Origin of the sequence: Microbacterium luticocti DSM 19459 (genome assembly GCF_000422405.1) — a bacterium.
GTDB classification, from domain to species: domain Bacteria; phylum Actinomycetota; class Actinomycetes; order Actinomycetales; family Microbacteriaceae; genus Microbacterium; species Microbacterium luticocti.
In genome coordinates this window covers 75,456-95,396 of sequence record NZ_AULS01000003.1, presented here as the reverse complement: position 1 = coordinate 95,396, position 19,941 = coordinate 75,456, and the positions used below count along the sequence as shown (strand labels likewise).

General features: G+C 71.8%; 17 protein-coding genes. 15 read left to right on the top strand and 2 right to left on the bottom strand.

What is annotated here, in order from left to right; genetic code table 11:
* The first annotated feature begins 38 nt into the window (after window positions 1-38).
* The gene (locus tag H577_RS0105490) at window positions 39-401 is read left to right on the top strand and encodes a TraR/DksA family transcriptional regulator (RefSeq protein WP_051191791.1); all 363 of its coding nucleotides are present in this window, start codon (window positions 39-41) and stop codon (window positions 399-401) included.
* A gap of 4 nt (window positions 402-405) precedes the next feature.
* Here H577_RS0105490 and H577_RS0105485 read toward each other — a convergent pair whose 3' ends face one another.
* The gene (locus H577_RS0105485) at window positions 406-894 is read right to left on the bottom strand and encodes a hypothetical protein (protein WP_029145102.1); all 489 of its coding nucleotides are present in this window, start codon (window positions 892-894) and stop codon (window positions 406-408) included.
* A gap of 203 nt (window positions 895-1,097) precedes the next feature.
* Between H577_RS0105485 and rpsA the strand changes: the two genes are divergently transcribed.
* The 3 genes from rpsA (at window position 1,098) to H577_RS0105470 (ending at window position 5,480) form a co-directional block, all read left to right on the top strand.
* On the top strand, window positions 1,098-2,555 hold the full coding sequence (gene rpsA, locus H577_RS0105480) for a 30S ribosomal protein S1 (protein WP_029145101.1): 1,458 nt from the start codon (window positions 1,098-1,100) through the stop codon (window positions 2,553-2,555).
* A 124-nt stretch (window positions 2,556-2,679) separates the two neighbouring features.
* A complete protein-coding gene (locus H577_RS0105475; RefSeq protein ID WP_051191790.1) occupies window positions 2,680-4,314 on the top strand; it encodes a sensor histidine kinase in 1,635 nt (544 codons plus the stop codon).
* Window positions 4,311-5,480 carry a PleD family two-component system response regulator gene (locus H577_RS0105470; protein WP_245570337.1) on the top strand — a complete coding sequence of 390 codons (1,170 nt, stop codon included), beginning with the start codon at window positions 4,311-4,313 and terminating at the stop codon, window positions 5,478-5,480. Before H577_RS0105475 ends, H577_RS0105470 begins: the two co-directional genes overlap by 4 nt.
* On the opposite strand, the gene H577_RS0105465 is transcribed toward H577_RS0105470, so the two are convergent.
* Window positions 5,421-6,164 carry a response regulator transcription factor gene (locus H577_RS0105465; RefSeq protein ID WP_029145098.1) on the bottom strand — a complete coding sequence of 248 codons (744 nt, stop codon included), beginning with the start codon at window positions 6,162-6,164 and terminating at the stop codon, window positions 5,421-5,423. The two genes, H577_RS0105470 and H577_RS0105465, sit on opposite strands and share 60 nt — an antisense overlap.
* A 110-nt stretch (window positions 6,165-6,274) precedes the next feature.
* Between H577_RS0105465 and coaE the strand changes: the two genes are divergently transcribed.
* From coaE to whiA, 11 genes are all read left to right on the top strand, one after another.
* A complete protein-coding gene (gene coaE, locus H577_RS0105460) occupies window positions 6,275-6,886 on the top strand; it encodes a dephospho-CoA kinase (RefSeq protein ID WP_029145097.1) in 612 nt (203 codons plus the stop codon).
* A gap of 50 nt (window positions 6,887-6,936) precedes the next feature.
* Entirely contained in the window at window positions 6,937-9,018 is a 2,082-nt protein-coding gene (gene uvrB, locus H577_RS0105455; RefSeq protein WP_029145096.1) for an excinuclease ABC subunit UvrB, read from the top strand.
* A 22-nt stretch (window positions 9,019-9,040) separates the two neighbouring features.
* Window positions 9,041-9,766: a DUF4129 domain-containing protein gene (locus H577_RS0105450; RefSeq protein ID WP_029145095.1), complete on the top strand. Its 726-nt coding sequence runs from the start codon at window positions 9,041-9,043 to the stop codon at window positions 9,764-9,766.
* On the top strand, window positions 9,763-10,248 hold the full coding sequence (locus H577_RS0105445; RefSeq protein ID WP_156876565.1) for a hypothetical protein: 486 nt from the start codon (window positions 9,763-9,765) through the stop codon (window positions 10,246-10,248). The genes H577_RS0105450 and H577_RS0105445 overlap by 4 nt, the downstream gene beginning before the upstream one ends.
* On the top strand, window positions 10,245-11,243 hold the full coding sequence (locus H577_RS0105440) for an AAA family ATPase (protein ID WP_029145093.1): 999 nt from the start codon (window positions 10,245-10,247) through the stop codon (window positions 11,241-11,243). Before H577_RS0105445 ends, H577_RS0105440 begins: the two co-directional genes overlap by 4 nt.
* Complete coding sequence (locus H577_RS15250) at window positions 11,240-12,544, top strand: DUF58 domain-containing protein (protein ID WP_156876564.1); 1,305 nt, start codon at window positions 11,240-11,242, stop codon at window positions 12,542-12,544. The genes H577_RS0105440 and H577_RS15250 overlap by 4 nt, the downstream gene beginning before the upstream one ends.
* Window positions 12,541-13,056, top strand: coding sequence for a hypothetical protein (locus H577_RS0105430; protein WP_029145092.1), 516 nt, complete (start codon window positions 12,541-12,543; stop codon window positions 13,054-13,056). The genes H577_RS15250 and H577_RS0105430 overlap by 4 nt, the downstream gene beginning before the upstream one ends.
* 68 nt (window positions 13,057-13,124) lie before the next feature.
* Window positions 13,125-16,022 carry an excinuclease ABC subunit UvrA gene (gene uvrA, locus H577_RS0105425; protein ID WP_029145091.1) on the top strand — a complete coding sequence of 966 codons (2,898 nt, stop codon included), beginning with the start codon at window positions 13,125-13,127 and terminating at the stop codon, window positions 16,020-16,022.
* Window positions 16,023-16,032: 10 nt separating this feature from the next.
* Window positions 16,033-17,898, top strand: a complete 1,866-nt coding sequence (uvrC, locus tag H577_RS0105420; RefSeq protein WP_029145090.1) for an excinuclease ABC subunit UvrC — start codon at window positions 16,033-16,035, stop codon at window positions 17,896-17,898.
* A gap of 41 nt (window positions 17,899-17,939) precedes the next feature.
* Window positions 17,940-18,821 (top strand): RNase adapter RapZ, encoded by an 882-nt coding sequence (rapZ, locus tag H577_RS0105415; RefSeq protein WP_029145089.1) that lies wholly within the window; start codon window positions 17,940-17,942, stop codon window positions 18,819-18,821.
* A gap of 50 nt (window positions 18,822-18,871) precedes the next feature.
* Window positions 18,872-19,840 (top strand): DNA-binding protein WhiA, encoded by a 969-nt coding sequence (gene whiA / locus H577_RS0105410; RefSeq protein WP_029145088.1) that lies wholly within the window; start codon window positions 18,872-18,874, stop codon window positions 19,838-19,840.
* Window positions 19,841-19,941 lie beyond the last annotated feature (101 nt).

The window sequence follows — 19,941 nt, the reverse complement described above, 5'->3', positions numbered from 1 at the left end:
CGCCCGCACCGGTGCCGCGCGCCCTATAGTCATCGACTATGGATGACGCACACCGCGCGGAGTTCGGCGCCCTGCTGCACGAGCGGCGCGCCGAGATCGAGCGCACCCTTGCTGCGCTGGCCGCCGACCTGGACGCGCTGGCGGTGGCGCGCACCGATGCCACCGCCGACGACGAGCACGACCCGGAGGGGGTGACCCTGTCGGGAGAGTGGTCGCGGCTCGAAGGCGTGCGCGCCGAGCAGGAACGTGAGCGCGCCCAGCTCGATGCGGCGCTGGCGCGGTGGGATGCCGGCAGCTACGGCGTGTGCGCATCGTGCGGCCGCCCGATCCCGGTGGGGCGGCTGCGGGTGCGGCCGGCCGCGACGCTGTGCGTGGCCTGCGCGGAACGCGCCGCCCGCTGACCGGTCAGGCCGGGCGACGCCGCTGCAGGTCGCGTGCCGCTTCGCCGGGGGAGCGGCCCAGCAGCCGGGCCGGCCAGACGAGGTCCCAGCCGGCGTTCTGCGCCCGCGACGCGCGCAGGCTCTCGGCGGTGTGGCCGGCACCGCGTGGGGCCGACGCGAGCAACGCGTCGTAGCGGCGCAGGCGGATGCCCAGCGCGGTGGTGGTCGAGCCGATCCGGTCGACGTCGGCCCACGGCACCCGCCCGCCGCCGCCGAACGCGATGCCCTCGTCGTCCGCGAGCACCACGACGCTGCGCCGCCACTGGCTGACGAACGCCCAGCCGCCGCCGACGCCGAAGAAGCCCACCGCTCCGGTGCCGACCACCACGTTCAGCGTCTTGGTGGGCGCCAGCAGCAGGATCACGACCCCCATCGCGGCGAACAGCGCGCACACCACGGCGAGCACGATGAGGCCGCGGCGCGGCGAGACGATTCTCAGAACGGGGTCGGCCATGACTCCACGGTAGACGGCGCCCGGGAACACCGCGGGCGCCGCGGGCGTTCTGATACTCTGGAGTGTCACGCCTGTGGCGATCTTTTCGCGCGCGCGTGACACGCAACACAATCCGCTCCGCCCCGGCATCCGTCGCCGCCGTCATCGGTGCCGCACGTTCGGCCGGGGCCCGACACCCCAACCCAACAAGGACAACCCACTACATGACTACCGCAACGACCGCCCCGGCCACCACGCAGGTCGCCATCAACGACATCGGATCTGCTGAGGACTTTCTGGCCGCGGTCGAGAAGACCCTGAAGTTCTTCAACGACGGCGACCTCATCGAAGGCACCGTGGTGAAGATCGACCGCGACGAGGTGCTCCTCGACGTCGGCTACAAGACCGAGGGCGTCATCCCCTCGCGCGAGCTTTCCATCAAGCACGACGTCGACCCCAACGAGGTCGTCGCCGTCGGCGACCAGGTCGAGGCCCTGGTCCTCCAGAAGGAGGACAAGGAAGGCCGTCTCATCCTCTCCAAGAAGCGGGCGCAGTACGAGCGCGCCTGGGGTGATGTGGAGAAGATCAAGGAGAACGACGGCGTCGTCACCGGCCAGGTCATCGAGGTGGTCAAGGGTGGTCTCATCGTCGACATCGGGCTGCGCGGCTTCCTGCCGGCGTCGCTGATCGAGCTGCGCCGCGTGCGCGACCTGACCCCGTACCTGGGTCAGGAGATCGAGGCGAAGATCCTCGAGCTCGACAAGAACCGCAACAACGTGGTGCTCTCGCGCCGCGCGCTGCTGGAGCAGACCCAGTCCGAGTCGCGCACCAACTTCCTCAACAACCTGCACAAGGGCCAGGTGCGCAAGGGCACCGTCTCGTCGATCGTCAACTTCGGCGCGTTCGTCGATCTGGGCGGCGTGGACGGCCTGGTGCACGTCTCCGAGCTGAGCTGGAAGCACATCGAGCACGCCAGCGAGGTCGTCGAGGTCGGCCAGGAGGTCACCGTCGAGATCCTCGAGGTCGACCTGGACCGCGAGCGCGTGTCGCTGTCGCTGAAGGCGACGCAGGAAGACCCGTGGCAGGTCTTCGCCCGCACCCACGCGATCGGTCAGATCGCCCCGGGCAAGGTCACCAAGCTCGTCCCCTTCGGCGCGTTCGTGCGCGTCGCGGACGGCATCGAGGGCCTCGTGCACATCTCGGAGCTGTCGGGCAAGCACGTCGAGCTGGCCGAGCAGGTCGTGTCGGTGGGCGAAGAGGTCTTCGTCAAGGTCATCGACATCGACCTGGAGCGCCGCCGCATCTCGCTGTCGCTGAAGCAGGCGAACGACGCGGTCGACCCGTTCGGCACCGAGTTCGACCCGGCCCTCTACGGCATGGCCACCGAGTACGACGAGAACGGGGAGTACAAGTACCCCGAGGGCTTCGACCCGGAGACCAACCAGTGGAAGGAAGGCTTCGACGAGCAGCGCGAGAAGTGGGAGCAGGAATACGCTGCCGCCCAGGCGCGCTGGGAGGCCCACAAGGCGCAGGTCGCCAAGGCGGCCGAGGCCGAGGCCACCGGCTTCGGCGGTGCGCCCGAATCGACCGCATCCACCTTCTCGAGCGAGTCCAGCCCGTCCGGCACCCTCGCCGACGACGAGGCGCTGGCCGCTCTGCGCGAGAAGCTCTCCGGTCGCTGATCGGCGACTGACACCGGGAAGGACCGGGGCCTGGCGGCCCCGGTCCTTCCCGCATGTGCGGGCTGCGGGCGTGTCCGTGTACACGCGCGCGCCCGCACGCGCGTGTACACGGTACGGTCGCTGTATGGCGGAGCCGAACCTGCAGACCGGGCCGCTGGCTCCGGACCGGACGCGGGATCGCACGGCCGTCCTGAACCAGCTCATGCTCAGCGCCGTCGTGGTCGCGCTGGCGGCGCTCGGGGTGATCACCACCCCGTTCCCGGGCGACATCGCACTGTTCTTCCTGGGCGTGCTCAGCGTGTTCGTGATGACCGCGCTCACGCTGCTGATTCCGTGGAACCGGGTGGCCGTGGGCTGGATGGCCGTGGTCCCCGCGGCGGACATGCTCGCCATCGCCGTGCTCCGAGCCTCGAGCCCGCCCTCGGGGCTCGGTCTGCTGTGGCTGTTCCCGGTGATGTGGCTGGCCAGCAGCTTCGGCCTGGCGGGACTGGTCGGGGGCGTGGTGGCCACCGTGGTGCTGTTCGCCACCGTGGTGCTGCTGGACCCGGCCCACCACGTCACCTACTCGACGTTCCTGCTGCCGCTGGTGCTGCTCGCACTGGCGGCCAGCTCCTACCTCACCGCCCGCCGGTTCGCCGCGCAGCGGTCGCTGCTCGACAAGCAGGCCCAGGTGCTCGCCGCGGCGCTGGAGCGCACCCGCCGGCAGGAGCAGGAGGTGACCGAGGTGTTGGATGCCGTCGACTTCGGCGTCGTCCGCATCGACGCCGACGGCAGCACCGCGGTCACCAACGAGGCGCATGGCCGGCTGCAGCGCGCGCTTCAGGTCGGCCACGCGCCGGCCGCCTACCAGGACGACGGCACGACCCCGCTGCCGCCCGACGAGTTCCCCCTCGAGCGCGCATTGCGCGGCGAGGCGTTCAGCGGCCAGCTGGTGTGGTTCGGCGACCCGACCGGCCCGCGCCACGTGCTCAGCGTGACCGCCCGCCGTCTCACCGACACCGCCGGGCACGACCTGGGTGCGGTCGTGGTCTCGCGCGACGTGACCGCCGAGCTCGCCGCACTGCAGGCGCGCGACGAGCTGGTGGCGTCGGTGTCGCACGAGCTGCGCACGCCGCTGACCTCCATCCTCGGCTACCTCGACCTGGTGCTCGACGACCCCAGCGTGCCCGTTGCCGCCAGGCGCAGCATCGAGATCGCCGAGCGCAACGCCGAACGGCTGCTGGCCATCGTGGCCGACATCCTGGCGGCATCCCGTCGCCCCCACGCGGTCACCGCGCAGCTGCCGATCGAGCCCGCCGACATCGACGTGCGCCCGCTCGTACGCGCCGCCGTCGAGTCGATGCTGCCGCGGGCCGCCGAACGCCGCGTGCGCATCGACGACACCGGAGTGGGCGAGGTGTGGGCGCACGTCGACGCGCACCGGCTGCGGCAGGTGCTCGACAACCTCATCGCCAACGCCGTGAAGTACAACGTCGACGGCGGCCAGGTGCGCATCGACGCGGCCGTCGACGGCTCCGACGTGTGCATCGAGGTGACCGACACCGGCGTCGGCATCGCCGAGCACGACCTGCAGCGACTGTTCCAGCGGTTCTACCGCGGCCGGTCGGTGCGTTCGTCGGGCATGACCGGCACCGGGCTCGGGTTGGCGATCAGTCGCGAGATCGTGCGTGCGCACGGCGGCGACATCACCGTACGCAGCGAGCCCGGCGTCGGCTCCACCTTCACCGTGCGGGTTCCGCAGGCAAGGAGTGTTCCGTGATCTTCGATCTGCCGTCCGTGGTGATGATGACCGCCGTGGTGGTGACCGTCACCGCGGCCGTGTTCATCCTCGAGACGATCCTGCGCCGCGACGAGGGCGCCGGCCGGCTCTGGTCGGTGGCCTTCTTGTCGGGCACCGTGTCGACCCTGGCCTACCTGGTCTGGGCGTTCGACCGCGGCGCCTGGTGGGCGGTCGCGGTCGGCAACGCGGCGTACGTCGCGGTGGCCGGCCTGCTGTGGCTGGGGTGCCGCTCGTTCAACGGCAGACGGATGCCACAGGCCGGGGCCCTGACCGCCGTGGGCATCGTCGCGGCCGGGGTCGCGGCGCTGGCGGCGGGTCCGGACGGCGGCGACTGGGCGGGGGCGGTCGTGATGTTCTGCGGCATCGCGCTGTTCTGCGTGCTGGGCTGCGTGGAGTGCCTGCGGGGCGAGCTCACCCGCACCCGCAGTGCGTGGGCGCTGGCCGCGGTGCTCGGGGTGGACGGCGCGTACTTCGTGGTGCGCACGGTCGTGTTCCTGGCCGCCGGGCCCGACTCCGACCTGTTCCGCACCTGGTTCGGCACCGTCACCGCGTGCGTGCTGCTGGTGACGTTCACGATCGTGTCGTTGACGGTGACCTCGGTGCTGCGGGCCGGTCGCACACCGGTGCGCAGCGTGGAACAGATCGCCCGCAGCACCGGCGCCGACACCGGGGTGATGCGTTACGAGCAGTTCGCCATCGCCGCGCGCGGCCTGCTCACCCGGGCGGCGTGGCACGACGAGCTGGTGGCGGTGTTCGCGGTGCGCATCGACGACCTCGACCAGATCTCCACCGCGTTCGGCAGCGAGGTCGCGCACGGCATCGTCGAGGCGTGGCGGCGGGGGGTGCGCCGGCACACCCCGGCCGCGGCCCGGGTGGGCGAGGACGGCACCCGTGGGCTCGTCGTCGCCACCGTCGTGCTCTCGGCGGCCGAGGCGCGCCGGATCGCCACCACGATCGCGCAGGGGGTGTTCGAAGAGCTGCGCGCGGTGCCCGGCTCGGTCATCCCGGTGGTCGGGGTCGGGCTCGCCCTGAGCGACACGCTCGGCGACGACCTCGACACCCTGCTGGCCGCGGCCCGCGCCGACTCAGCCGGGCGTCAGGCGGTAGCCGACTCCGCGGACGGTCTCGATCCAGCGGGGCTGTGACGGCGACTCGCCGAGTTTGCGCCGCAGGTTCGCCACGTGCACCTCGATCGCGCGGGCGTCGCTGTCGCTGACGTACTCGACACCGGTGTAGCGTCCTCCGCGCAGCGTGAGTGCCAGTTCGGCTTTGCCGAGCACCCGACGGCCGTGCACGAGCAGTTCGGCGAGGATGTCGAACTCGGTGCGGGTCAGGTCCAGTTCGGTGCCGTCCACGCTGGCCACCCGCATCTGTGGGTGCAGGCGCAGCCCGCGGTGCTCGAGCCACCCCTCGTCGGCGCGTGCCGGATCGGGGGTGGGCGGCGGGGCGAGCACGTGCGTGCGCGGCCGGCGCAGCATGGCGTCGATCCGGGCCCGCAGTTCGCGCGGCCGGAACGGCTTGGCGATGAAGTCGTCGGCACCGGCCTCCAGGCCCTGCAACGCGTCGATCTCTTCGGTGCGGGCGGTCAGGATGACCAGGTAGGTGGCACTGATCGCGCGGATGCGCCGCGCCGTCTCGAACCCGTCCATGCCCGGCATGTTCACGTCGAGCGTCGTCACCAGCGGGTCGGTCTGACGGATCAGCTCCAGCCCCTCGACACCGGTCGACGCGGTGCGCACGGTGAAGCCCGCCTGTTCGAGCACCGCGGCCAGCAGTGACCGGATGTCCTGCTCGTCCTCGATGACGACGGCGGTACGGGCCTCGTGCACGGCTGACCTCCGGGATGTCGATGACGACGACCCTCCCGGCCGCCCCCCAGCTCGGGCCAGAATACCGGACGATGCACGCGCGGGCGTCCGGGGGTGGCATCCTCGATGGCATGCCCCTTGTCGCACTCACCGGAGGCATCGCCTCGGGCAAGTCCACCATCGCCGGTCGCCTGGCCGCGCACGGTGCGGTCGTCGTCGACGCGGACGCCATCGTCCGCGAGGTGCAGACGCCGGGTTCGCCGGTGCTCGCCGCGATCGCCGACGCGTTCGGTGAGCGGATGCTGCGCCCCGACGGCACGCTCGACCGCCCCGCGCTCGGCGCGCACGTGTTCGGTCACCCCGACCGGGTGGCGCGGCTGAACGCCATCGTGCACCCCGCGGTCGCTGCCGAGTCGTCCCGGCGGTTCCGGGCCGCGTTCGACGCCGACCCGGACGCGGTGGTCGTCTACGACGTGCCGCTGCTGGTGGAGGCGCGCCGCGACGGCGAATGGGATCTGGTCGTGGTGGCGCACGCGCCCGCCGCGCTGCGGGCGCAGCGGCTGATCCGGCTGCGGCACCTCGCGGCGGCGGATGCCGAGGCGCGGATCGCCTCGCAGGCGTCCGACGACGAGCGTCTCGCCGTCGCGGACGTCGTGATCGACACGTCCGGGACGATGGCGGACACCCTCGCGCAGACCGATGCGCTCTGGGAACGCCTGACCGGCTCAGGTCGCAACGCCTGACGGGCTCCGGTCGCTGAGCCGGTGTCGGTGACCCGACGTAGCCTGGAGTGATGCAGACCACTCGCTCCGTGCGCCCGTTCGAGGTCGTCAGCGACTACGCGCCCAGCGGCGACCAGCCGCAGGCCATCGACGAGCTCGCCCGGCGCATCAACGCCGGCGAGACCGACGTGGTGCTGCTGGGCGCGACCGGCACCGGCAAGTCGGCGACCACCGCGTGGCTGATCGAGCGGGTGCAGCGACCGACCCTCGTGCTCGCCCACAACAAGACCCTGGCCGCGCAGCTGGCCAACGAGTTCCGCGAGCTCATGCCGCACAACGCGGTCGAATACTTCGTCAGCTACTACGACTACTACCAGCCCGAGGCCTACGTGCCGCAGACCGACACCTTCATCGAGAAGGACTCGTCGATCAACGCCGAGGTCGAGCGGCTGCGGCACTCCACCACGAACTCGCTGCTGAGCCGCCGCGACGTGGTGGTGGTCTCGACGGTGTCGTGCATCTACGGCCTGGGCGCCCCCGAGGAGTATCTGCGGGCCATGGTGGCCCTGCAGGTGGGGGAGCGGTACGACCGCGACGCGCTGATCCGGCAGTTCATCTCGATGCAGTACAACCGCAACGACGTCGACTTCTCGCGCGGCAACTTCCGGGTGCGGGGCGACACGATCGAGATCATCCCGGTGTACGAGGAGTACGCCATCCGCATCGAGCTGTTCGGCGACGAGATCGAGGCGCTGTACATGCTGCATCCGCTGACCGGGGACGTGGTGCAAAAGCTCGACTCGGTGCCCATCTTCCCGGCATCCCACTATGTCGCCGGTGCCGACGTCGTGCAGCGCGCGATCGGCACCATCGAGGCCGAGCTGGCCGAACGGCTGGGTGAGCTGGAACGGCAGGGCAAGCTGCTCGAGGCGCAGCGGCTGCGCATGCGCACCACGTTCGACCTCGAGATGCTGCAGCAGCTGGGGTTCTGCTCGGGAATCGAGAACTACTCACGGCACCTGGACGGACGGTCGCCGGGCGAGCCGCCGCACACCCTGCTGGACTTCTTCCCCGACGACTTCCTGCTGGTGATCGACGAGTCCCATGTCACGGTGCCGCAGGTCGGCGCCATGTACGAGGGGGATGCCTCGCGCAAGCGCACCCTCGTCGAGCACGGCTTCCGGCTGCCGTCGGCCCTCGACAACCGGCCGCTGCGGTGGGACGAGTTCAAGGAGCGCATCGGGCAGACCGTGTACCTGTCGGCCACGCCGGGTCGCTACGAGATGGGTGTCGCCGACGGGGTGGTGGAACAGATCATCCGGCCCACGGGCCTGGTCGACCCCGAGATCGTGGTCAAACCGTCCAAGGGGCAGATCGACGACCTGCTCGAAGAGATCCGGCTGCGGGTCGAACGCGACGAGCGCGTGCTGGTGACCACGCTCACCAAGAAGATGGCCGAAGAGCTCACCGACTTCCTCGGCGAGCACGGGGTGCGGGTGCGGTATCTGCACTCCGACGTCGACACCCTGCGGCGCGTCGAGCTGCTCACCGAGCTGCGCGCCGGGGTGTACGACGTGCTCGTCGGCATCAACCTGCTGCGCGAGGGCCTCGACCTGCCCGAGGTGTCGCTGGTGGCGATCCTCGACGCCGACAAAGAGGGATTCCTGCGCAGCGGCACCTCGCTGATCCAGACGATCGGCCGCGCCGCCCGCAACGTGTCGGGTCAGGTGCACATGTACGCCGACAACATGACTGACTCGATGCGCAGCGCCATCGACGAGACCGAGCGTCGCCGCGAGAAACAGATCGCGTACAACCGCGAACACGGCATCGACCCGCAGCCGCTGCGCAAGCGCATCGCCGACATCACCGAGGTGCTCGCGCGCGAGGCGTCCGACACCGACCGGATGATGCGGGGCAAGACGGCCGCGAAGACGAAGTCGGGCAAAGGCAAGAGCCCCACGCCGCAGTTGCGTCGCGAAGGCATCGCCGCCGAGGGGGCGACCCAGCTCGAGGCCACCATCGCCGACCTCACCGACCAGATGCTCGCCGCCGCCGGTGAGCTGAAGTTCGAGCTGGCCGCCCGTCTGCGCGACGAGGTGCAGGACCTCAAGAAGGAACTGCGGGCGATGGAGAAGGCGGGGCACGCCTGAGCCTCGCGATAGCGTGGAGCACGTGATCGGACAGCGGGGTCGTCGGTTGCTCGTGGCGGGCGTGGCGGCCGCCGGCGCACTCGCCGTCCTCGGCGTGCTCACCGCCGGGCCGCTGCCGGCCGGGCCGCCGCGCTGGCGTGATGCCGGACCGGCGGTGTGGCCGACCATGCCGCCGCAGCCCGAGTCGTCGTCGACGCTGCCACCGGTGAGCGTGCCCCCCGCGGCGGGAGCGGTGCTGCGCACGATCACCGCGGTGCTGTTCGCACTGGCCGTGCTCGCACTGCTGACGGTCGTGGCGCTGCTCGTGGTGCGGCTGATCCGCAATCGGCGTCGACGTGTGCGCCGTGCCGCGGCTGTGGCATCCGGTACCGGCGCCGCCGCCGTGCTCGACGCGCAGGCGATCGCCCCCGCGGTGCGGCGCGGCATCGCCCGCGCGCTGGCCGAGCTCGACGACGCGCGCGACGCGAACGACGCGATCGTTCAGGCCTGGCTGTGGCTCGAGGATGCCGCCCGGCAGGCGGGCGCGCCGCGGACGCCCTCCGAGACCCCGGCCGAATACGCGGTGCGCATCGTGCGCCGTTTCGAGGCCAACCGCGCGGCGGCCGACATCCTGCTGCGCCTGTACCAGGACGTGCGGTTCGGGGGCCGCACCGCCGACGCCGCCACCGTGCGCACCGCCCGCGAATGCCTGGAACACCTGGAGCGGTCATGGCATGCGCCCGCCGAACCGGCCGGGAGCGGCACATGAGGGTCGGACCGGTGCTCGCCGGCACGTTCGGGGGCCTGGTGGCCGGCTTCGTGCTGTGGGTGCTCGGTGTGGACTGGCCGGTGTCGGCCGCGGTCGTGCTGTTCGGGGTGGCCGCCGGGCTCGCCTGGGCGGGCTTCGCGGACGGGCAGCGCCCGGTGCTGGTGCGCCCGCAGCCCGAGCCCCGGCCCGGCACCCGCGGTGACGTGACGCAGATCGCCTGGGCACTGCGCGGCCGGCACGGCGAGATCGGCGACGCCGCGCGCAAACGGCTGCGGGCGTTCGCCCGGTCGCGCCTGGCCCGGCACGGCATCGACCTGGACGACGCCGCACACGCCGCCGGTGTCGCCGATCTGATCGGACCCGACGCGGCAGCGCTGCTGGACGGCGCCGCGCGCACCGTCGCCGACGTGCAACTGTGCCTCGATCGACTCGAGGCGCTCGGAGCCCACGGCCGCCCGCCGGCCCGGAGAGGAGAGGCATGACCACCGACCAGACACCGCCCGCACCCGCCGCACCCGACGAGGTGGGGGCCCTCGCCCGCCGCATCCTCGCCGAGGTCGGCACCGTCGTCATCGACCAGGAGGAGCCGCTGCGCCTGGCACTGGCCGCCGTCCTGGCCGGCGGGCACGTGCTGTTCGAAGACGTGCCGGGTCTGGGCAAGACGCTGGCCGCACGCTGTCTCGCCCAGGCGTGCGGGCTCGCGTTCCGGCGGTTGCAGTGCACCCCCGACCTGCTGCCCGCCGACATCACCGGGTCGTACGTGTACGCACCCGACACCGGCCGGTTCGAATTCCGACCCGGTCCCGTGTTCACCGGCCTGCTGCTGGCCGACGAGCTGAACCGCACCGCCCCCAAGACCCAGTCCGCGCTGCTGGAGGCCATGGCCGAAGGGCAGGTGACCGTCGAGGGCACGAGCTTTCCGCTGCCCGCGCCGTTCCACCTCATCGCCACCGCGAACCCGATCGAGTACGAAGGCACCTATGCGCTGCCCGAGGCGCAGCTGGACCGCTTTCTGGTGCGGCTGAGCGTCGGCTACCCCGACCGCGCCGGTGAAGAGCGCATCCTCGCCAACCGCCTGGCCCGCCGCACCGAGGCGGTGCGACTGCCCGAGGTCGTCGACGCCGGGCAGCTGCGCGCGATGCAGGCCGGCGTCGAGGCGGTGCACGTCGATCCCGACATCGTGCGCTACTGCGTCGACCTGGCCGCCGCGACCCGCACCGACCCGTCGGTCGAGGTGGGCGCCTCGCCCCGCGGGTCGCAGGCGCTCATGCTCGTCGGTCGCGCGCTCGCCGTGATCGACGGGCGCGATTATGTGGTGCCCGACGACGTCAAACGGGTGGCTGTGCCGGTGCTGGCACACCGGCTCACGCTGACCCCGGGCGCCTGGGCGGCCGGCACCGATCCGGCCCAGGTGGTCGCGGCGGTGCTGGCGGCCACCCCCACCCCGCCCACGCTCGCCCGTGCGGAGGTGCGATGACCCCGCCCGCGACGCGGCCGGCGGCACGGACGCTGACACCCGCGCCGATGGCGGGCATCGCGACGGGTGTGGTGCTGCTGGGCGCCGGGCTGGGGTTCTCCCGCGTCGAGATCGCCGTGATCGGCGTGGTGGTGCTGGTCGCCGTGGCGCTCGCGCTCGCCGCCGGCGGGCATCCGGATGTCTCGGGCCCACACCTGAACCTGACCCGGGCACCCGAACGAACCGGGCCCGACCGGCAGCGGGTCGTCCCGGTGCGGGTCGAGGCGGTGGCGCCCGGCGCCGAGATCGTGCTGGTCGACGCGACCGCCGCCCGCCACCGCACCGAGCGGATCGCCCTGGTCGGACCGACCGGGCACGTCGTGGTTCCGGTGCACACCGCGCACACCGGCGACCAGGAGCTGCTGGCGGCCGAGATGGTCGCCGTGGGTGCGGACGGCGCGTGGACCGCGCCCGCGCCGGCACGTGTGCGGCTCGCCGCACGGCTCGAACCGCAGGCCGTGCGACTGCCGTTTCTGCCGCTGCCGCCCGCCCCGGCCGGTCTCACCGGTGCCCACGACGCCGCCCGCCCCGGGGACGGCGGCGAGTTCCGTGACATCCACCCGTTCAGCTACGGCGATCGACTGCAGCGCATCGACTGGAAGGCCACCGCGCGTCTGGCGCGCCGCCCCGGCGACCTGTTCGTGCGACGCAGCTTCGCCACCTCGGACGTCGAGGTCGCCCTGATCCTCGACGACGCCGACGACCTCACCGGTCAGGTGGGGGATTGGGTGCGCGGGGCGCGGGGACTCGGCCTGCCGGGCTCGCTCGATGTGGCACGCGAGGCGGCCTGGTCGTTCGTGTGCGCCTACCTCGACGCCGGCGATCAGGTGTCGTTCCACGTGCTGTCACGCCCGGGCCAGGCGGTGCGGCACGGCTCGGGCGCCCGTCACCGGCAGCGGCTGCGGGCGGCGATATCGGCGACCTCGGCACAGCCGCGCATGAGCCGCACCCGCAGCCCGCACGTGGCCCGAGGCGCGTTGATCGTGCTGCTGTCGACGTTCCTCGACGACGAACCGGTGCGACTGGTGCGGCTGTGGCGTGCGAGCGGGCACCGCGTGGTGGCCGTCGACACCCTGCCTGCGTTGCGCGGTGAGCGGCTGCGGCTCGAAGAGATCGTCGCGTCGCGCATCGTGCTCGGGCTGCGCGCCGACCGCATCGACGAGGTCCGGGCGATGGGCGCGGACGCCCTGGTCTGGGACGGCGACGCCGGCGCCCGCATCGCCGCGCTGCGCACGATGAGCCGGCGCCGGCGGGTCGGATGACCCCGCACGACGCGCCCGGCGAGGGCCGCGGCATCCCCCTTCCACTGCTGCGCGGTGCGGCCGTGCTGGTCTCCTGCGCGGCGTTCGCCGCGGTGCCGGCGCCGTACGCGATCGCCGTGGTCGCGTTGACCGCACTGGGGGCGCTGCTGCCCACGACGCTGGCGACCTGGGGCGCCGTGCTCGTGGTGGGGCTCGGGCAGCTGCTGCACCCCGGCTGGCTCGCCACGCCCGCCCCGTTCGTGGCCCTCGCGCTCGCTCACGCCCTGCACGTGCTCGGCGGGTTCGGGCTGGCGCTGCCCGGCCGCGGCCGGCTGCAGCTGCGCGCCCTGATCGCGCCGGCACGCCGCTGGCTGGTGGTGCAACTTGTCGCGCAGCCGGTGCTGGCCGCCGCGCTGCTCGTGCAGCACGCGCCGGTGCGCGCACTGCTGCCGGCGTGGGCGGTCGTGATCGTCACGGCGCTGTGCGCCGTCGTGATCGTCGTGCTGCTGCGCCTGCTCGCCGCCCGGCGCTGACCCGGTGGTTCGCCCCGGGCGCAGCCGGCTCCCGGCCCGGTGTCGGAGGCCCCACCTAGACTTGTGCGGTGCCCATCATCCCTGTCGCCAGCACCGGAAACACGTCCGGAAAGCTCAGTGTGCGCGGCGCCCGCGTGCACAACCTCCAGGACGTCGACCTCGACATCCCGCGCGACGCCCTCGTCGTGTTCACCGGCCTGTCCGGGTCGGGCAAGTCGAGTCTGGCCTTCGACACGATCTTCGCCGAGGGCCAGCGCCGCTACGTCGAATCGCTCAGTGCCTACGCCCGCCAGTTCCTCGGCCAGGTCGACCGTCCCGACGTCGACTTCATCGAAGGGCTGAGCCCGGCCGTCTCGATCGACCAGAAGTCCACCAACCGCAACCCGCGTTCCACGGTCGGCACCATCACCGAGATCCACGACTACATGCGCCTGCTGTGGGCGCGCATCGGCGTGCCGCACTGCCCGGAGTGCGGCGAGGTGATCCAGCGGCAGACCGTGCAGCAGATCGCCGACCAGCTCATGGAGCTGCCCGAGCGCACCCGCTACCAGATCGTGGCGCCCGTGGTCACGCAGAAGAAGGGCGAGTTCGTCGATCTGTTCCGCGAACTCGGCGCCAAGGGCTACGCCCGGGCCGTCGTCGACGGCGAGCTGGTGCAGCTGGCCGAGCCGCCCACCCTGAAGAAGAGCTACAAGCACGACATCGCCGTCGTCGTCGACCGCCTGGTGGCCGGCCCCGACATCCTCGGGCGCGTCACCGACTCGGTCGAGACCGCACTGGGACTCGCGGGCGGCATCATGCAGGTGAACCTCGTCGACGAAGAAGGGGATGCCGCGTGGCAGAGCTTCTCCGAGAAGCTCGCCTGCCCGAACGGGCACCCCCTGCACCTGACCGAGATCGAACCTCGCACCTTCTCGTTCAACGCGCCGTTCGGCGCGTGCCCTGCCTGCTCGGGCCTGGGCACCCGCATGTCGGTGGACGTGGAGCTCATGCTCGGCGACGAGGATCTCTCCATCCGCGAGGGCGTCATCATCCCGTGGACCACCCAGGGCAAGGGACTGTTCCAGTACTATGAGCGGTTGCTCGAAGGGCTGGCCGACGACCTCGGCTTCTCGCTCGACACCCCGTGGCGGATGCTGCCGCAGCGAGTGACCGACGCGGTGCTGCACGGCAAGGACTTCAAGGTCACCGTGCGGTGGAAGAACCGGTATGGCCGCGAGATGCGCTACACGTCCGGGTTCGAGGGCGTGGTCCCCTACATCGAGCGGCAGTACCTGCAGGCCGAGTCCGACACGCAACGGCAGCGCTGGTCGGAGTTCCTGCGCGAGGTGCCCTGTCCGGTGTGCGACGGCGACCGGCTCAAGCCCGAGGTGCTCGCGGTCAAAGTGCACGGTCGCTCCATCGCCGAGGCATCCCGGCTCAGCCTCGCCGAGGCGCAGGAGTACTTCGCGAACCTGCGCCTGACCGAGCGCGAGGCCAAGATCGCCGCGCAGGTGCTGCGCGAGATCCGGGTGCGGCTCGACTTCCTCATCCAGGTCGGTCTGAACTACCTCAACCTGGGCCGCTCGGCCGGGTCGCTGTCGGGCGGTGAGGCGCAGCGCATCCGGCTGGCCACCCAGATCGGATCCGGCCTGACCGGGGTGCTCTACGTGCTCGACGAGCCCTCGATCGGCCTGCACCAGCGTGACAACCGCCGGCTCATCGAGACGCTGCTCACCCTGCGCGACCTGGGCAACACGCTCATCGTCGTCGAGCACGACGAAGAGACCATCCACGCCGCCGACTGGATCGTCGACATCGGGCCCCGCGCGGGCGTGGACGGCGGCACCGTCGTGCACTCCGGGCCGCTGGACGCGCTGCTGGCCGAGCGGGCCTCGCTCACCGGCGACTACCTGTCGGGGCGGCGCGAGATCGCGGTGCCCGAGCGGCGTCGCCGCATCGACAAGAAGCGACGGCTCTCGGTGGTCGGCGCCCGCGAGAACAATCTCAAGAACGTCACCGTCGACTTTCCGCTCGGCGTGATGACCGCCGTCACCGGCGTCAGCGGGTCGGGCAAGTCGTCGCTGGTCAACGACATCCTCTACCAGGTGCTGGCCGCACGCCTGAACGGCGCCCGCACCGTGCCCGGAAAGCACACCCGCGTCACCGGCCTCGACGACCTCGACAAGGTCGTGCACGTCGACCAGGCCCCGATCGGGCGCACACCCCGGTCGAACCCCGCCACCTACACCGGCGTGTTCGATCGCATCCGCACCCTGTTCAGCGAGACCCCCGAGGCCAAGGCGCGCGGCTACCGGCCGGGACGGTTCAGCTTCAACGTCAAGGGCGGCCGGTGCGAGGCGTGTTCGGGGGACGGCACCATCAAGATCGAGATGAACTTCCTGCCCGACGTGTACGTGGACTGCGAGGTCTGCCACGGCAAGCGGTACAACCGTGACACCCTCTCGGTGCACTACAAGGGCAAGAACATCGCCGAGGTGCTCGAGATGCCCATCAGCGAGGCGGCGGAGTTCTTCGAACCGATCCAGGCCATCCACCGTTACCTGCGCACCCTCGTCGACGTCGGCCTCGGCTACGTGCGGCTGGGGCAGTCCGCCACCACCCTGTCGGGCGGCGAGGCGCAGCGGGTCAAGCTCGCCACCGAGCTGCAGCGGCGGTCGAACGGCCGGTCGGTGTACGTCCTCGACGAGCCGACGACCGGGCTGCACTTCGAAGACGTCGCCCGCCTGCTCGAGGTGCTGAACGGCCTGGTCGACAAGGGCAACACCGTGATCGTCATCGAGCACAACCTCGACGTGATCAAGTCGGCCGACTGGATCATCGACCTCGGCCCCGAGGGCGGGTCCGGCGGCGGCACCATCGTGGCCTGCGGCACGCCGGAGCAGGTCGCCCGGGCCGACGGATCGCACACCGGTGTGTTCCTCGCCGAGATCCTCGGCGAAAACCGGCAACGCAAGGCGGGCTGACCACACCCCGATGGCCGATCAGCTCGCGTACAAGCCCCGGAACGGAGAGATCCCCACCGAACCGGGCGTCTACCGCTTCCGTGACCGCGACCGCCGCATCCTCTACGTCGGCAAGGCGAAGAACCTGCGTGCGCGGCTGTCGAACTACTTCGCCCCGCTGCACACCCTGCACGAGCGCACCCGGCGGATGGTCACCACCGCGGCATCCGTGGAATGGACCGTCGTCGGCAGCGACGTCGAGGCGTTGCAGCTGGAGTACATGTGGATCCAGGAGTTCAAACCGCCGTTCAACGTCCGGTACAAAGACGACAAGTCGTACCCGTACCTGGCGGTGACCCTGGCCGACGAAGCCCCGCGCGTGCTGGTCACCCGCAACCACAACATCCGCGGCGCCAAGTACTTCGGGCCCTACCCCAAGGTGTGGGCGGTGCACGACACCATCGACCTGATGATCAAGGTGTTCCCCATCCGCACCTGCTCGGACGCGTCGTACCGCAAGGCGATGGCCACCGGCCGGCCGTGCTTTCCCGGGCAGATCGGCCGCTGCGGCGGCCCGTGCTCGATGACCGTCACGATCGACGAGCACCGCGCGATCGTCGACGACTTCGTCGCGTTCCTCTCCGGCGGAGACGAGCGCTTCCGCCGCGATCTGACCCGGCGCATGAACGCGGCCGCGGCGGCGATGGACTACGAATCGGCCGCCGTCTACCGTGACAAGCTGCAGGCGATCGACGCGGTGCTCAGCCGCAGCGCCCTCGTGCTCTCACCCGACATGGACGCCGACCTGTTCGGCATCGCCGAAGACGAGCTGGCCGCCGCCGTGCAGCACTTCGTGGTGCGGGGCGGCCGGGTGCGCGGTGTGCGTGCCACCACCATCGAGAAGGAGCTCGACATCTCGGGCGCCGAACTGGTCGACCAGGTGCTGCAGCGGGTGTACGGCGACGCGGCGTCGGCCGACATCCCGCGGCAGATCCTCGTGCCGCACCTGCCCGAGGACGCCGCCGAGCTGCAGACATGGCTGAGCGGGCGGCGTGGGCGCAAGGTCACGATCGCCGTCGCGCAGCGGGGACGCAAGGCCGAACTGATGAAGACGGCCACCCGCAACGCCCAGCAGGCGCTCATGCTGCACAAGACCCGCCGCACCAGCGACTACGTCGCCCGCACCCAGGCGCTCACCGACCTGCAGGAGGCACTCGGGCTGGCCGAGGCGCCGTTGCGCATCGAGTGCTTCGACATCTCGCACCTGTCGGGCACCAACGTGGTCGCCTCGATGGTGGTCTTCGAAGACGGCCTGCCGCGCAAGGACCAGTACCGGTCGTTCACCGTCACCGACACCACCGACGACACCGACTCGATGCACCAGGTGCTCACCCGACGGCTGGCCCGCCTCGACGACCCGCACGAGACGGATGCCGTCGACTCCGGCACCAAACGGCGGTTCTCGTACCCGCCGCAGCTGCTGGTGGTCGACGGCGGGCAGCCGCAGGTGGCCGCCGCCGCCCGCGCGCTGACCGAGACCGGGCACACCGAGATCGCCCTGTGCGGCATCGCCAAGCGGCTCGAAGAGGTGTGGCTGCCCGACCAGGACTATCCGGTGATCCTGCCGCGCACCTCCGAGGCGCTCTACCTGCTGCAGCGGCTGCGCGACGAGGCGCACCGGTTCGCGATCACCCATCAGCGCAAGCGCCGCAAGCGCGACATCACCACGGTGCTCGCCGAGGTGCCGGGGCTCGGCCCGGCGCGCATCCGCGCCCTGCTGCGGCACTTCGGCTCGGTCGCCGCGCTGCGGCAGGCCACCCCCGAGCAGATCGCCGAGCTGCCCGGCATCGGCCCGACCCTGGCCGCGGCCGTGCACGGCCACTTGGCGCAGAGCTGACCGGCCTCGCTAGGCTGGAGCCGACAGGAGCGGGGGAGGCCATGGCCGACGGCGAGCACACGACCGGCGAGATCCTGATCGTCACCGGCATGTCCGGCGCGGGACGCTCCACCGTCGCGAACGCGCTCGAAGACATGGGCTGGTACGTCGTCGACAACCTGCCGCCGCAGATGCTTCGGCCTCTGCTCGACCTGTCGGGACTGGCCGGCGGCGCACTGCCGCGGGTGGCGGCGGTCGTCGACGTGCGCGGCGGGAGCCTGTTCACCGAACTGCCCGAGGTCACCCGGGCGCTGCGCGGCGCCCGACAACAGCTGCGGGTGGTGTTCCTGGATGCCTCCGACGACGTGCTGGTGCGTCGCTACGAGGCGGTGCGGCGCCCGCATCCGCTGCAGGAGGACGGCACCATCGTCGACGGCATCCGCCGCGAACGGGGGCGGCTGGCCTCCATCCGCGAGAGCGCGGACGTGGTCATCGACACCAGCGACTTCAACATCCACCAGCTCGCGAGCCACGTCGTGGAGCTGTTCAGCGAGAGCGGCGCGGCCCGGCACACGCTCACGATCCTCAGCTTCGGCTTCAAGTACGGGCTGCCCGTCGACGCCGACATGGTCGCGGACATGCGGTTTCTGCCCAACCCGTACTGGGAGGACGACCTGCGTGCGCTCACCGGCGAGGACGCCGCGGTGCGCGAGTTCGTGCTCGCCCAGGCCGGCGCGGCCGACTTCCTGGACGCCTACACCGCCGCGGTGACCCCGGTGCTGGAGGGCTACCAGCGCGAGAACAAGCGCCACAGCGTGATCGCCATCGGCTGCACCGGCGGCAAGCACCGTTCAGTGGCGATGGCCGCCGAGCTCGGCGCGCGACTGTCCGCGGTGCCCGGGGTCGCGGTGCGCGTCATGCACCGGGACCTGGGCCGCGAGTAGCACGGGTAGGCTAGGTGGCCGTCCCGCCGTTCGATTCCCCGAGGAGAGCCGTGCCGCTGACCGCCGACGTGAAGGCAGAGCTGACCGCCGTGCGCGACCCGCGACCCAGCGCGCGCGTCGCCGAGCTCACCGCGCTGCTGCGGTTCTCGGGCGGACTGCACTCCATCGCCAACCGGGTCGCCGTCGAGGCGGAACTGGACTCCGAAGTGCTCGCCACGCGGGTGGCCCGTGAACTGATGGAGCTGTACGGGGTGCGTCCCGGGCTCGTCCAGGTGCAGGCATCCGGTGCCCCCGGCGGCGCACGCTACGCGGTGCGCGTGATCGAAGGCGGCGAGACCCTCGCCCGGCAGACGGGCCTGCTCGACCAGCGCCGCCGCCCGGTGCGCGGCCTGCCCAACCGGCTCACCACCGGGTCGCGGCCCGACCTTGCGGCGGTGTGGCGCGGTGCGTTCCTGGCGGCCGGTTCGCTCAGCGACCCCGGCCGTTCGGCGGCGCTGGAGATCTCCTGCCCGTCGTCCGAAGCGGCCATGGCGCTGGTCGGCGCCGGGCACCGGCTGGGCGTGGCCGCCAAGGCGCGCGAGGTCCGCGGCATCCCGCGGGTGGTCGTGCGCGACGGCGAGGCCATCCGCGCGGCGCTGGCCGCCATGGGCGCCGTGCAGGCGGCCGCCGCCTGGGACCGGATGCGGCAGCGGCGCGAGGTGCGGGCGGGCGTGAACCGCCTGGTGAACTTCGACGACGCCAACCTGCGCCGCTCCGCGCAGGCCGCGGTCGCCGCGTGCGCCCGCGTCGAGCGTGCGCTCGAGATCCTCGGCGACGAGGTGCCCGACCACCTGCGCGAGGCCGGCCGGCTGCGGTTGGAACACCGCGACGCCAGCCTGGACGAGCTCGGTCACCACGCCGACCCGCCGCTGACCAAGGACGCGGTGGCCGGCCGCATCCGCAGGCTCCTGGCGATGGCCGACAAGAAGGCGGAACTGGACGGGATCCCGGGCACCGAATCGGCTGTTCCCGTCGACTGATCGGAACGGTCGATCGGGAAGCATGCCCCGGCCGGTGACGTTGGCCCTCAGTAGGATGAAGACGTCACCCTCGCTGCACCGGGGAGCGAGACCGCTTCCGC